General features: G+C 45.1%; 10 protein-coding genes. 3 read left to right on the top strand and 7 right to left on the bottom strand.

From position 1 onward, the window contains the following. Positions 1-113: 113 nt before the first annotated feature. The 7 genes from CI960_RS20800 to CI960_RS20770 form a co-directional block, all read right to left on the bottom strand. Positions 114-1283, bottom strand: coding sequence for an aminopeptidase C (locus CI960_RS20800; RefSeq protein WP_005860557.1), 1170 nt, complete (start codon positions 1281-1283; stop codon positions 114-116). A gap of 73 nt (positions 1284-1356) precedes the next feature. Continuing rightward, positions 1357-2967: a dipeptidase gene (locus CI960_RS20795; RefSeq protein WP_005860559.1), complete on the bottom strand. Its 1611-nt coding sequence runs from the start codon at positions 2965-2967 to the stop codon at positions 1357-1359. 247 nt (positions 2968-3214) lie between these two features. Then, positions 3215-4582: a TolC family protein gene (locus CI960_RS20790; protein WP_005860561.1), complete on the bottom strand. Its 1368-nt coding sequence runs from the start codon at positions 4580-4582 to the stop codon at positions 3215-3217. A 38-nt stretch (positions 4583-4620) separates the two neighbouring features. Continuing rightward, entirely contained in the window at positions 4621-7803 is a 3183-nt protein-coding gene (locus CI960_RS20785; RefSeq protein ID WP_005860563.1) for an efflux RND transporter permease subunit, read from the bottom strand. A gap of 17 nt (positions 7804-7820) precedes the next feature. Then, positions 7821-8921, bottom strand: a complete 1101-nt coding sequence (locus tag CI960_RS20780) for an efflux RND transporter periplasmic adaptor subunit (protein ID WP_005860565.1) — start codon at positions 8919-8921, stop codon at positions 7821-7823. 133 nt (positions 8922-9054) lie between these two features. After that, positions 9055-9954 carry an AraC family transcriptional regulator gene (locus tag CI960_RS20775; protein ID WP_005860567.1) on the bottom strand — a complete coding sequence of 300 codons (900 nt, stop codon included), beginning with the start codon at positions 9952-9954 and terminating at the stop codon, positions 9055-9057. Positions 9955-10106: 152 nt separating this feature from the next. Next, the gene (locus CI960_RS20770; RefSeq protein ID WP_005860569.1) at positions 10107-11882 is read right to left on the bottom strand and encodes a DEAD/DEAH box helicase; all 1776 of its coding nucleotides are present in this window, start codon (positions 11880-11882) and stop codon (positions 10107-10109) included. Between the two features lie 705 nt (positions 11883-12587). Here CI960_RS20770 and CI960_RS20765 point away from each other — a divergent pair. Genes CI960_RS20765 through CI960_RS20755 form a run of 3 tightly spaced genes read left to right on the top strand, consistent with a single transcriptional unit; the run spans position 12588 to position 14484 of the window. After that, on the top strand, positions 12588-12944 hold the full coding sequence (locus CI960_RS20765) for a hypothetical protein (protein ID WP_005860571.1): 357 nt from the start codon (positions 12588-12590) through the stop codon (positions 12942-12944). Between the two features lie 14 nt (positions 12945-12958). Then, positions 12959-13897 carry a trypsin-like serine protease gene (locus CI960_RS20760; protein ID WP_005860573.1) on the top strand — a complete coding sequence of 313 codons (939 nt, stop codon included), beginning with the start codon at positions 12959-12961 and terminating at the stop codon, positions 13895-13897. Between the two features lie 23 nt (positions 13898-13920). Beyond that, a complete protein-coding gene (locus CI960_RS20755; protein WP_005860575.1) occupies positions 13921-14484 on the top strand; it encodes a T9SS type A sorting domain-containing protein in 564 nt (187 codons plus the stop codon). Positions 14485-14540: the final 56 nt, after the last annotated feature.

The raw sequence follows: 14540 nt of genomic DNA, 5'->3' as shown, positions 1-14540 counted from the left end.
AAAAAAGAGATGGGCATCCGTGATTTCCGCGGATGCCCATTCTAAGGAGCTTATAATGCCCATCGTAAGGTGCTTTGAATGCCTATTGTAAGCGCCTTACGATGGGCATTGTACTAAATGCCTAATTTAGACTTGATTGCTTTCGGTATTGCGTCCTTATGCACCATGATGTAAATCGTCTTGGCACGGACAAAGCTATCTGACATGTTGAGGTAACCGCCGAATGTATTACGTTCGGTTCCCCAAGAGTTCTTCGTGATATAATATTTCGTGCCGTTTTGATCCTTGGCGATGCCGGTAAGGTGCATCAAATGGTCATCGGTCGTGACGAACGCCTCGAAGCCTTCTTGACGGACCTGCGGGGTGACGTTTACTTCCGGGAAAGGTTTCTCGAATTTGTAGACTTCCTCCAGACGTTCCTTCTCGTCCATTTTCTCGAAGCGGGCACGGTCGGTAGTCGAGTAATCTTCCACCTTCTTTACCTCCGGGTTGATCGCCACGCCATTCTTGAAAGAGAAGCCTTTCTCGCTCACGTCGCCATCCCAGCATACCGTGTAACCGTTATTCAACGCATAATCCGCTACTTCCATCATTTCATTCAATGGTAGGTTATACATTTGCGCATGCTCCCAGTTATCGGGAACCTCTACCTCGAATTTCTGGTAATACGGATGATGCGTGAAGCTTGTCAGCTCGATATAATCGTCCATATTCAACCCTAGGGAGGCGGCGAATGTCTTCGGGGTATATTCCTTGCCTTGATAGGTGAATTTCTCCGGAAGCTTGCCTAGGTAGGTATCGAATAGGTTATCGATTAGTTTGTAATATTCCGGGCTCCGTTTTTTCATATCCACGGCGGTCGTTGCGATTGCCTTGATGTATTTTACCATCTCGGCATGATTGTGCCGGTCGGAATCGTAGTTGATACCCGAGTACACCTCTTCAGGAACGATACCTACTTGGTTGAAAGCGTTCATGAAGGTGTGGGAGAGACTTCCTTGACCGATATTACCTCTACCTTGGCGGACATAATTATCCTGCAACTGGTTCATGTATTTCTGGCGGACGATAAACATCTCGGAGAGATCGTACGTCCCTTTTCCCATACGGAGTAATTCGGACTCCATGAAAGAGGTCGTGGCGAAACACCAGCAGGTTCCCGTGGATGCTTGATTCTTGACTGGCGTGGCGGGTACCTTTACTACATCCGTAAATTGGTAGCCTTGGGCGAATGTGCTCAAGGAACCTAACGCTAAGGCGCATGATAGAATGAATGTTCTCATTGTATATGAATTTAAGTTTATATTATTATTGTAGAGACGGGGCGTGCCTCGTCTTTACTATCGGATGTGGTGATTAGAAGCCTCTTTCGAATTGGGTCCAGAATGAGTCTCCCATTTCTCTCCAGCGTAGCATCGTGGCTCCGGCGAAATCGGCGGTATATCCGGTTAGGTATTCTTTTGCGGCCTCCTCACCTTGTTGGGTAAGAATCTCTTTGTAACGGCTCTCTACGAAAGGAAGTTCTGTCTGCCCTTTCTCCGTAAAATGGGCGATAGATGCTTTCATACGATCTTTAGTCGCTCCCCAACGTACGGTGGCGAGTTTGTTGGCACGACGGAAAGCCCATACGGCGGCATCTTCCCGGTAACGGTGCTGTCCGCAAACCTTGAAGCAAGCCGGGAGATCTTTCGTCCCACAGAAGATGGGGATGCGGGGGCTTTGTCCGGGATTATCATAGGCCATCCAAACCACGCCGCCTACCGCGTCGGGCAGCCAGTCACGCAATTGGATCACGGTAGAGTAGGAGCATTGCGGCACGGCTACAAGGCGGTAGCGTTTCACGGCATCCGGTCTGAGTCCGTTTAACATGTTTACCATATCCGTAGTCATCCACGGATTCGCTACCGGGCTGATAATGGTATCTGTCTCGTTACTATCTTTTTTCTTGACGGCGACTTTCAGGTTCTTCGTCATATCATATTCCGTCCCCTCATACGTCTCGGAGAGAAGGGCCATCACGTCGGTCACGTCAACCGGTTTTTCCGGTTTTACGCTGATCGGAAGTTCCTCGGCATCATAAGAAAGATGCAAGGATGGCGCCAGCTTATTCAAAATGAAAAACTCACGGATGCTGAAGGATTTCAATTCTCCCGAATAGTTCCCGCCGCCATAGGCCTCCCAGAAGCGGAACGGTTTCTTCCCGTCCCAGAAGCCCATGCGCTTGGCTACCTCGAATACGTTGGCGGAAGCCATGCAATTCTCCTTGTCGCTCGGATCTACCTTGGAGATACGGGGGATATTGGCCGATACGCCCACATGATCGTCGGGGATGCGGATCGCTGCCCATACGCCACCGATCTTATCCGGACCCTCGCCGAAGACCTCGAAATGCCATACCTCTTTCGGATCCGCTATCGTAAGGCACTCGCCCCAGTCGCCATATCCGTATTTCTCGATCAACTCGCCCATTAAGCGGATCGCGTCACGGGCGGTCGTGCAACGTTGCAAGGCGATTCGCTGAAGTTCCTCGATCATGAACATACCTTTCTTGTTGACAAGGGCTTTCCGGCCGGTGATCGTTGTTTCCCCGATGCCTAGTTGCTTCTCGTTCAGGCAAGGATAGGCCGTGTTGAGGAATTGATACGTAGACCGCGCTTCGGGTAGCGTTCCTTTTGCGATCATCCCCCGGGTTCCCTCGGCGTATTCGGTATGCATACGTCCGGTATAGACTGTGGTTGTCGTATCGTGATCGTACGAGGCGGAAGGTACGATATCCATCCAAGTGCGGTAATTGCTATCGCAGGTGTGGCTGGTCATCACGGAACCATCCGCCGAGGCTTTTTTCCCGACCATGATACTCGTACAACTCTCCGGGTTTAACACCGGCTCCGGATACTGGATCTGTTGCGCCACGGAAACGGATAGGCTGGCGTAAAGCATGATTACATAGGTAAAAAGTTTTTTCATCTTTCTTGTATTTTAAATGTTTGTATCAATTGTCCGAGAAGATTTTTATGACCGTAAATATACGATTTATTTGTTAATTCTTGAATACGATACGACTATAAGCATGGTATAAGACGGAACAAGTCTACTAAAGTCATGAAATTATATATTAGGTGAAAGTGAGAGCGTGCTAAGAAAGGCGGATTGCCCTAAAATCACTTTCTGGGCAATCCTATAGGTTATTTCAAATATGAATAAAACGAATGGCCTATTCACGTCCTCCGCCTAAGGCTTGATAGAGGTTAATAACCCCTTGGATTTCCGTGAAACGATTAGCCACTTGGGTTAGTTGGGCATTTAATAATCCTTGTTGTGCTGTGAGTACTTCTAGATAGGTTGTCGTTCCGTGCTGCATAAGTAGGGAGGTACTTTTATAGGCTCTTTCGAGAGACTCTATCTGTTTTTCAAAGTACACAGCCTTGTCACGTGCTGTATGATATTGCACCAAAGCATCGTTAACCTCGGTTCCTGCGTTCAGTAAAGCTTGCTCAAAACTCAACCGGGCCTCTTCTTGTTGCGCTTTGGTGATTTTCAGTTGTCCTAGAAGTTGTCCTCTGGCAAAAAGTGGCTGGGTGAGTGAGCCTACTGCCGAGGCCAGAAACTTACCCGGATTGGTGATGACTGCACCTGCCGAGTTAGTCCAGCCGGCCGAACCACTTAGGGTAATAGAGGGATAAAAAGCGGAACGGGCTTGATTAGTGGCGTAAAATGCACTTTCCAGAGCATGTTCCGCTGCCCTTACATCAGGGCGGTTTGATAATAAATAGACGGGTATGCCTACTGAGAAATGTTTCGGCAGTTGCTGGTTTTCCAATTCACCTCTTTGTATGGTATGAGGTGTATCAGCCAGTAACAATACAAGGCTGTTCTCTACCTGATTGATTTGTTCTTTCAGGTCGAGGATGGATGTACAGATGCTGTAGTACGTAGCTTCCATTTGGGAAACAGCTGTTTCGTTTACTATGCCTGCATTCATTAAGGCACGGGTGGAATTGACCGTCTCTTTCCAGGAGGAAGCGGTTTGCTCTGAGATCTTCAACTGAGCATCCAGCATAAGCAGGGAATAATAAGTATTAGCTATTCCGGCGATTAGCTGTGTACGTACCGCTTGCCGATAATCTTGACTTTGTGCGTAAAGAGCTTGCGCCTGCTTTTTGGCATTGCGCATTTTACCAAATATATCCAGTTCCCAACTGGCTGTTATCGGAATCGAATAAGTCTGTGTAGCCTTATGGGAGTCGAAACTGCTCACCGCTCCTTGAGGAGCGAAAGCGAAGGCAGGCAGGAAAGCTAGCTTGGCTGACAGTAAAGCTGCTTCAGCCTCCTCTACACGGAGTTGTGCGGAACGATAGTCTGTGTTGTTTGCTAGGCCATGCTCAATGAGTGTTTGGAGCTGCGGGTCGGTGAAGACCTCCCGCCAGCTCATGTCTCCCAAGGATACAGTATCCGTTTGAGCGGTGGCCTCTGAGCCGTACAGATCTGCGGAAACCTCAGAAGCCGGTTTGTATTTTGTATATATACCACAGCTGTTTAACATAACGCATGATACAGCTAGTGTGATGATATGTCGTTTCATTCTTTTTCTATAATTGTAATTAATGGGATTCTCCCGATTTATTTATGATTCTCGCGTTCGTTTGCGCTCTTTTCTTGCTCTTGCAATACCTGTAGGTCTGCCTCTACTTCCATCGGCTTGCGGATCTTCTCTTGTAAGAACTCGAAAGCGATGTAGAATACTGGTACAACGAAAAGTAAGGCCAATGTACCGATAGCCATACCGCCGACTACACCAGTACCCAACGAGGAGTTACCGTTGGCGCCGGCTCCACTCGCAAACATCAACGGAAGCATACCGAAGATCATCGTCAATACGGTCATCAAGATAGGACGCAGACGTACTTGGGCGGCGGAGTAGGCTGATTCGATAATACCCATGCCCTTCCGACGGCGTTCGATGGCATATTCCGTAATCAAAATGGCGGTTTTTGCCAATAGGCCGATTAACATAATTACACCGGTTTGTAGATAGATATTGTTTTCCAATCCGAATAACTTAGCGAAGAGGAATGACCCCATCAATCCGAAAGGTACGGAAAAGATGACAGCGAACGGGATTAGGAAACTTTCGTATAGGCATGCGAGAATCAAGAAAATCAACAGGATACAGATCGCATAGATGAATATAGTCTGTGTACCTCCGGATGCTGCCTCTTCACGCGATATACCTCCATATTCGTAGCCATAACCGGCAGGTAGGCTCTGGTTGGCTACTTCTTTGATTACTTGCTGCACCTCTCCCGTTGAGTAACCCGGAGCTGGGTTCACGTTTACGGTAATGGCACTGAATAGGTTGAAGCGGTTCTCCACTTCTGATCCCATAATCCTCTTAAGAGTGACGAACTGACTGATAGGAGCCATCTCCGTCCCGTTGCGTACGAACATATTGTCTAATGCTTGCTCATCGAGACGATATTCAGGAGAGGCTTGCAACATCACGCGATACACTTTACCGAATTGGTTATAGTTGGAAATATAGGCACCACCGCAATAGCTACCGAGAACATCCAATACGGAAGCGGGCGAGATACCGGCTCGTTTACATTTGGCGGCATCTACATCTACAGAGATCTGCGGGAAGTTCATGGCGTAAGAGCTATAGGCCATCGCTATTTCCGGGCGTTGGTTCAAGGCTCCGAGGAATTGTAATACTGAGTTATAGAAAATCGTCTTATCGCCTCCGGTCTTGTCCTGCATGTTCAACTCAATGGAGTTACCCATGCCGTAACCCGGGATCATACTAGTTTGGAAACTAAAGATCTGTGCTTCCTTGATTTGATGGAATTGTGCGTTGAGCCGGGCAATCACCGCATCGGCGGTGTGCTCTTTTCCCTTACGCTCATCCCAGTCTTTCAGTCGGATGATAACCGAACCGTAAGAGGCTCCTTGTCCGGAGATAAGCCCATAACCGGCAATGCGGGCATAATGCTCGATCTCTGGCGTACTTTCCAGGATTTTTTCTATTTTGGCCATTATTAGCTTGTTTTCTTCTAGCGTGCTACCCGGAGCGATGGACATGTTTACCATGATCGCACCTTGGTCTTCTTGAGGGACCAAACTGGTTTTTGTGGTCATCATCATCCAGACCAACAGCACAAGCGTAGCGATTAATGATACCCATACCATCCAACGATGGTGGATGAAAAACATCACGCCTTTCTTATATTTTTCTAGCACAGCGTTGAACGAGGCGTTATAAGCGGCACGTACACGGCCGTTGATACTCTTGGTACTCTTGTTGCCATCGGATGGACGCATCATAATAGCGCAAAGCGCCGGGCAAAGTGTCAAAGCCGAGATCATGGAGATACCAACGGAAGTTGCCATGGTCACACCAAACTGAGTATAGAAAATTCCGGATGTACCTCCCATGAAAGTTACAGGGATGAACACTGCCATAAATACGCAGGTACAAGAAATGATCGCCATGGTAACATCGCCCATGGCATCTTTAGTCGCTTGATAGGGCGACTTATAGCCGACGTCGAATTTCGCCTGTACCGCTTCTACTACGACGATCGCATCATCCACCACCGTACCAATAGCCAATACCAACGCAAAAAGAGTCAAGATGTTGATACTAAATCCTGCCGCAACCAAGCAAGCGAAGGTTCCGACCAATGAGACAATGATCGAGATAGAGGGAATTAACGTACTCTTGAAATCCTGCAAGAAGAAGTAAACCACTAAGATCACGAGAATGATTGCGACGATTAGGGTCTCCACCACATTATAGATAGAGGCGAAGAGGAAGTCATTGGAACTCATCATAGTCATGAAAGAAGTTCCTTTCGGCAGATCCTGCTCAAGTTCGTTCAGCAAGTTGGTGATCTGTTCGTTCACGGCGGTAGCGTTAGAGCCTGCGGTCTGGAAAATCAAGAAGGTTACGGCTGCTTTACCATCCATTTTATTATCGAATCCATAAGTCAAAGTTCCGAGCTCTACATCTGCGATATCCTTTAGCCGTAGGACTGATCCATCATTTTGTGATCGGATGACGATCTCCTTAAATTCGTTGACATCTTTTAGGCGTCCGCGGTATTTCATCGTGTATTGGAATACGTTTTGTGAGTTCTCGCCTAATTGGCCTGTTGGAGCTTCCAGGTTCTGTTCGCCTAGTACGGCAGTTACGTCTGATGGTACCAATCCATATTGAGCCATACGATCCGGCTTGAGCCAAATACGCATACTGTAAGCATCACCTAACATCATCACATCTCCCACACCTTCGATACGTTTGATTTGTGGAATAATGTTAATGTCCAAGTAGTTGGCAAGGAATGTTTGGTCGTAGCGACCATCATCACAGACTAATGCGTCGATCTGTAAGAAACTCGTCTGGCGTTTTTGAGTGGAGACACCAATCTTGGTTACCTCGGCCGGTAGTAAGCCTTGTGCCTTAGAGACTCGGTTCTGCACATTAACCGCTGCCATGTCGGGATCAGTTCCCTGTTTGAAGAATACCTCGATAGTTGCAGTCCCTGCGTTTGTAGCGGTAGAAGTGATGTACATCATATTTTCCACACCATTGATGCTTTCTTCCAAAGGCATGATGACACTGTTCATCACAGCGTTGGCATCTGCGCCGGTATAGGTAGCTGATACATTTACTGTTGGCGGAGCGATATTCGGATATTGCTCAACAGGTAACGAGAAAAGCGAAATCAGCCCGACTACCAAGATCAGGATGGAAATGGATATAGCCATAACAGGCCGTTTGATAAATATATTCCCTTTCATAATGCACTGATTTCTTTTTATTTAACTTGTGTTCCCTCACGTACCAATCCGGCTCCTTGTGATACGATTTCTTCACCGGCTTTCAGTCCGTCTAATACGACATACTCGCGTCCATCGTTCAATTCAGCTACCGTGATCAAGGATGAGACTGCTTTGCCATCCACTACTTTATATACCATTGTTTTATCCTGTAGACGTATTGTCGCTTCCTGTGGGATTACGATACAATTCTCATATGTACTGGGGATGATTACCGCTCCAGAGGCTCCGCTATGTAGTAGGCGTGCCTCGTTTGGGAAGACAGAACGGACGGTTACCGTACCGGTCTGGCGATCGATCACGCCGCTGATCGACTCGATCTTTCCTTTATGTTCGTAGATGGAGTTGTCATTTAGTCTAAGTTCTACTTCCGGCATGTTCTTCAGTGCGTCATCCATGGAACCATATTGACGGGTCAAGGATAAAAGCTGGTTCTCATTCATAGAGAAATACACATACATGTTCGAGTTGTCGGATACTGTAGTCAATGGCTGTGGAATATTGGCGCTGACTAAGGCTCCGACCCGATAGGGTAACGCTCCTACCACTCCGTCACTCGGACTTTTTACTTCGGTATAAGAGAGGTTGTTGCGGGCGTTTGTCTCTTGAGCCTCAGCTTGTGCCAAAGCTGCTTGTGCGGTGAGATAACTGTTCTCGGAGGTCTTTAGGCTGAACTCTGATACTACTTTCTGGGCATATAGCTCTTTATTGCTGTTGTAGGTTAATTCCGCCGTGGCTAAGCCTGCCTTTGCTGATTTAACGTTGGCTATAGCCGTATTCAAGGCTGCCTTGTAGGGTACTTGGTCTATGACGAAAAGAATTTGTCCTTTCCGGACTTTCTCACCTTCTGTTACGCAAAGGCGCTCGATAGTTCCGGATACCTGTGGATAAATATCGATATCCTGCCGTCCACGGATCGTGGCTGAATAAGAGGTAGAGAATTTCTTGTCACTTACTGTTATTTTCATTGTTGCATAATTGGCATTCATTGGAGCTTGAGGTGTTTGTTTGCAAGACACCAATACTGCCGTAAAACCGACTAATCCTATTAGTCTCATCCATTTTGAACTCATAACCATTTGTATATCCTTTTAAAATTCCGCGCAAAGTTAAAAGGAGATAGCTCATTTTTATATACCAAATGTGCTGGTGAAGTGTTCTGATTGTAATATCTTGTAGTATGGTTTCTCAAAAAGAAAGTATGAGATGCTTTTATAGCTTATTTATAAGATGCTTTCTGTATTGGGTAGGCGACATACCCGTGTGTGCCTTCACGTATTTCCCGAAATATGAGAGATTGGGAAACTCCAAATAATTGGCTATTTCCTTAATGGATTTTTCAGAGTATTTAAGTAGCTCGGTGATATCCTCTATGATAAATTCATTAATGATATCGAAAGCTGTCTTTCCACATACCTGTTTACATATCACCGAGAGATATTTGGTAGTGATAAAGAGCTTATCCGCATAGAAAGAGACGGAGCGTACTTTTACTTTTGATTTAGATAGTAATTCTATAAATCGATTGAATAAAAGATCGCCTTGCTTGAACATCGTGTTGTTTCTGGATATACAATATGTATCCAAATTACCTAGCAACTCATAGAATATAGCGCTGATAAGGGCAGACATGATCCCTTTCTGATAAGGATTGTCTGTTGCTTTTATCCTGGAACCAATTAATTTATGATATAATTCGAAGATTTGTGCTCCCTTTTGTCCTATTGGCAGGACTGGGTTTTGTTCGAGATAAAAAAACTTGTCTCGTGTGCCACCACCCAAGCTGACTAATCTCCTGACTATATTCATGGAGATAGCGATCCCCTTGCATTCCAAATCATCACTACCGATAGCATTGCGAAGTACGGTCAGAGGAAGGCAACACAGAACTTCGTTGGCTCGGATTATCCGTGTCTTGGTATTCACGTCTACTTGCAATGTGCCTTTTGTGCATATCAACAATTTTAATGCGTCAATCTTGACAGGCTTGGCATGGGGCACATGAGGAAGGCGGAGGCGATTGGCAAATGCTATATCTCCATCAATATAGTCAAGCACAGCGTTTTGCGATAAATCTTCTATGGTTAGCTGACGTACTAGTTCTGTTTGCATGTCTTCAGGACTTTTTCCAGTTTTGGCAAAAATAAGGAATTAAGTACCACAAACTTTGTAGGTACGCATAATTTAAGACCTTTATAACCTTAATTAAAAAATGAGCCCGGTTCGATGCCGAGCTCATTAGGAAGGGTTATGAATATCTATTTTTATTTACTGCGTTTTTTCTTTCCACGAGGAGCGTCCTCATAGAATTTACGCTTCGGTTTGTCATCGCCACGGCCGGAACGTCTACCGCCACGGTCTCCACGGTCGCTTTCCCGACGGCTATCTCTGCCTTTTCTACCGCTATCCCGTCGGTCTCTGAAACCGTTTCCGCTACGGCTACCTCCACGGCTACCACGACTGCCTTTACCACCTTCGCCTTTCGCTTGCGCCGGTTCTACGGAGATACGTCGTCCGTCTACCTCGAAGCCGTTCATCGAGTCCATGACACGGTTGGCTTCTCCCTCTTCTACCTCGAAGAATGAGAAATTATCACGTAAGTCGATACGACCGATACGAACCTTACCCGGTACACACTTATTAACCAACTCTATAAGTTGAGGAGGTGTAAGCTCGTCTGTCTTTCCAAAGTTGATAAAGAAACGGGTGTAGCCTTCTTCCGCTTCGCCTCTACCACCACGTTTGCCTCTTTCTCTTGGGGCGCTCTCGTCTACAACCTCGATATCATCGTTATCTTTATAATAGTCGATCATCCGGTTGAACTCCAAGGATACGACACGCTTGATGATATCTTCCTTATCCAGCCATTCCAATTTACGGTAGATAGAAGGCATCAAACTAGCGATTTCCTCCTCGTTCACTTTCACTTTCTCGATCTGGTCCACCAAGTTGAACAATTGCTTCTCACAGATTTGCTCACCGGTAGGCATCTTGCCTTTATCGAATTTCTTGTTAATGATTCGTTCGATCTCGCGGATCTTGCCTTTTTCCCTTACGTGGCAGATAGAGATAGCGATACCCGTTTTTCCCGCACGGCCCGTACGTCCGCGGCGGTGGGTATAAGATTCTACCTCATCCGGCAGACCGTAATTGATTACATGGGTTAAGTCATCCACGTCCAAACCACGTGCGGCTACGTCCGTAGCGACCAATAACTGGATATTCTTGATACGGAACTTCTGCATCACGTAATCACGTTGCGCTTGGCTCAGCTCGCCGTGCAAGGAGTCGGCGTTATAGCCGTCTTGAATCAATTTATCGGCGATCTCCTGTGTCTCCTTACGGGTACGGCAGAAGATGATACCGTAGATGTTCGGGTAATAATCGGCTAGACGTTTCAACGCGAGATATTTATCCTGCGCACGAACCATGTAATAGATATCGCGGATATTCTTGTTTCCCTCGTTCTTCCTGCCAATGACGATCTCTTTCGGGTCCTTCATGTATTTCTTGGTGATAGAGGCAATCTCTTTCGGCATGGTAGCGGAGAAGAGCAGCATATTGCGGTTTTCCGGTATAGCCGCCAAGATCTCGTTGATACTGTCGGTGAAACCCATGTTCAACATCTCGTCCGCCTCATCAAGAATGACGTTCTTTACGTTGCTTAAGTCAACCGTCTTGCGGTTCATCAAGTCGATCAAACGTCCCGGGGTAGCCACTACCACGTGTACGCCTCTCTTCAGTGTCTTGATCTGGCTCTCTATACTGGAACCTCCGTATACAGGGAGAACCTTCAGGTTATCGATGTATTTAGAATAATCGTTCAAATCGTCCGCTATCTGTAGGCAAAGCTCGCGTGTCGGACAAAGGATAAGCGCTTGAGGCTGATATTGAGAGATATTGATCTTTTGCAGGATCGGCAGGCCGTAAGCGGCTGTCTTGCCGGTTCCTGTTTGTGCCAATGCGATTACGTCGTTATCTTCTCCCAGTAAGAAAGGAATCACTTCTTCCTGTACGGGCATGGGCGATTCGTAGCCCATCTCTTGGATTGCCTTTAATATCGGTGCGGCAACTCCTAATTCTTCAAATGTTTTCAAAATGCGATTGTGTATATATGATAATATTCAGTGGCCGCAAAGGTACGTAAATAATTCGGATTCTATAGGATTGTTATGCTAAATTCGCTAAAAATCAGCGAACCACGGATGGTTTTTACCTATTGGGAGAGGGTGGGCACCTCGGTCGCATGCGAACCGTGTCGTTTATTTGTTAGCGAAACAGCTCTTGTCTGATCTTTCTGATAGAAATAGGGCGTATATCGTGACATGTCCTTTTTCTTGATACTATGATATAGCCGGAGGGTAAGGGGATAAAGTGGTGCTTTGGGGGAAAATAGTGCCTTTTCCAAGTGTGATAGGTGGCGAAAGACCGTTTTTCGGTATCTTGTTAATCAATAGCTGATTGCGAAATATTTCTTCCTTATTTGCGAGCGAGCCGTACTAAGTCCCGGAATATTCGATTCTCTGAGGCTTTAGATTACAATGTGTCAAAAAGTGACAGTTTGTTAGAAACGGTCTGAACGGAGATTTTCTATGGATTAAGATAAATGAAAAGTTAAAAGACTTTTTGTTGTATATATTAAGGCCGTCTTGAGCCTGTCTTGCCCGATGAACCTGCTTGTTGCCATGATGGAGGAATCAAGCACTGTGATTTGTTACCGTTTATAAATCTAAAATAGAGAGCTTATGAAAAAAGAAAGAATGATTATTGCTTTTTTGAGTTTACTTTTCCTGTTGCCGGGATGCAAGGAAGAGAAAACACAAAGTGTCTTTGATGCAGATGAGTTTGATTGTGTTGGTTGGCCACACATTAGAAAGGTTACTATTACAAATGTAAATTGTGAGGCAGAGGGAATATTCCTTATTCTAGAGGATTCTTTAGTTTATTGTGATGATGAGATAGTTATACCTTATAAAAATCACTACGGAAAACGTTTAGAAGTAGGCTTTTGTTTTGGGGATAGAAAGAGATATCCATTGTGTAAATCGGATTCCTCAGTAATTGATATTTCTGTACTTTCTGTTCGAGAATTGAATGAATAAACTTTTTAATATGATTGTATTATGAAAAAACTTTTTTAATTATTAGTGTTTTATTGGGTATATTGTTTTATCCTGTAAATGCTCAACAGCGAATAGTGGAGGGATCTAATATCAATATATCAGAGGTTCCTTGGCAGGTTGCGATTCAAACGAAAGGTGTTTTTAACGGAGGAGGGTCTATATTGGCTCCAAACTTGATTTTAACAGCTGCTCATGTGGTGGAAAAATATACTGCAAAAGAGGTTAAAGTGGGAGTTGGTAGTTCTAAATATTCAAATATTGGTGCGAATTGGTATTCTGTTTCAAATATTGTTTATCACCCTTCTTTGGATATTGCTTTATTAATATTGTCTAGGCCTTTGTCTTATTCTACAAATGTAAAAGCTATAGATATTCTTTCAGCTAATAAGGCTTCTTATTATAATGTAGGAAATATACTTCGAGTTACAGGTTGGGGGATTACTTTTCTTGTGATTGATGATCCTTTTAAAGAATGGAAAATGTCAGATGATTTAAAAAAGGTAGATCTTCCTATTGTTTCAAATTCTACTATAGGAGCTGCTAATAGTTTTGTTATTACATATGATGGTAAGCATAGTCCTTCTAAAGGTGATAGTGGTGGAGCATTGACAATTTGGGATTCTTCTTTACAGAGACATGTTGTAATTGGAACTGTACATGGAAATCCTAGTACTCAGAGAGCTTATTGTGCGTATGTTCGATCTTCCTCCTTCCTTGACTTCCTCCTTCCTTACTATCCCATATCCATCACCGGTGGTTCAGACCAAGTCTGTTCTTCTTCAACATTCTCTGTAAGTTATCCAAACTCCACAGTTACTTGGTCATGCACGGGGCCTTTGCGAATAACCTCGCAAAGCAATACTTCTTGTACGGTCTCTTCTACCGGTAACGGACCTGCCGTATTGAAAGCCACAATCAAGAGCGGAAAGTAATTAGTGGAGGCTATACCTCTTGTATGATCACCTATCGGAACACTGTGAATGGAAACGATACATGGTGTACGAGCCATTCCGGAAATATCTTCACCATCGAGTCTGATTATAATTTGAGTTCTTATGAGGTTCGGTTGCTGAGATATCCGGGGTTGAATGTGGTTATGACGAGGACCGCCTCGAAAGGTGATAATGATCTGACTAATATGCTCTCTCCGGGTTGGTATACAATGGAAGCTCGTTTGTTGGGATGCAAGAATGGAGATTGGGTAACTACTGGTGAGGTAGAGGCTGTGGATTGCTCCTCAAATTATAGCTTTTCTTTGACACCGAACCCTGCCACCAGCCTAGTAACGTTAACTCTAAATGATGTAAATACGCCTAGTCCACGTATGGAACCTATGTTTACGACAGAAAATGGAGGTGAGTATGAAGTACAAATCTGGTCGGAAACAAGCTTGTTGAAACAATTTACTTTCGATCGTCCTATAGTTGAAATCCCTGTATCGGAATTGAGAAGTGGAAGGTATTTTGTGCTGGTTTTTGTGAACGGCAAGAAGCTGACTCAACAATTAATTATCAAATAGAACAGGCATAAACGTGGAGAATTACCGAGAGCCATCGGGTAAGTGAATCTTTTCCG

It is taken from the genome of Parabacteroides sp. CT06 (genome assembly GCF_002257605.1).
GTDB lineage: Bacteria > Bacteroidota > Bacteroidia > Bacteroidales > Tannerellaceae > Parabacteroides > Parabacteroides distasonis.
Note: the sequence above shows the minus strand (reverse complement) of the source record. Positions and strands in the feature narration are given on the sequence as shown.

Bases quoted from the DNA above. Each gene is read 5' to 3' on its own strand.
- CI960_RS20800 (WP_005860557.1), bottom strand. From the start codon at position 1,283: ATGAGAACATTCATTCTATCATGCGCCTTAGCGTTAGGTTCCTTGAGC.
- CI960_RS20795 (WP_005860559.1), bottom strand. From the start codon at position 2,967: ATGAAAAAACTTTTTACCTATGTAATCATGCTTTACGCCAGCCTATCC.
- CI960_RS20790 (WP_005860561.1), bottom strand. From the start codon at position 4,582: ATGAAACGACATATCATCACACTAGCTGTATCATGCGTTATGTTAAAC.
- CI960_RS20785 (WP_005860563.1), bottom strand. From the start codon at position 7,803: ATGAAAGGGAATATATTTATCAAACGGCCTGTTATGGCTATATCCATT.
- CI960_RS20780 (WP_005860565.1), bottom strand. From the start codon at position 8,921: ATGGTTATGAGTTCAAAATGGATGAGACTAATAGGATTAGTCGGTTTT.
- CI960_RS20775 (WP_005860567.1), bottom strand. From the start codon at position 9,954: ATGCAAACAGAACTAGTACGTCAGCTAACCATAGAAGATTTATCGCAA.
- CI960_RS20770 (WP_005860569.1), bottom strand. From the start codon at position 11,882: ATGGGCTACGAATCGCCCATGCCCGTACAGGAAGAAGTGATTCCTTTC.
- CI960_RS20765 (WP_005860571.1), top strand. From the start codon at position 12,588: ATGAAAAAAGAAAGAATGATTATTGCTTTTTTGAGTTTACTTTTCCTG.
- CI960_RS20755 (WP_005860575.1), top strand. From the start codon at position 13,921: ATGATCACCTATCGGAACACTGTGAATGGAAACGATACATGGTGTACG.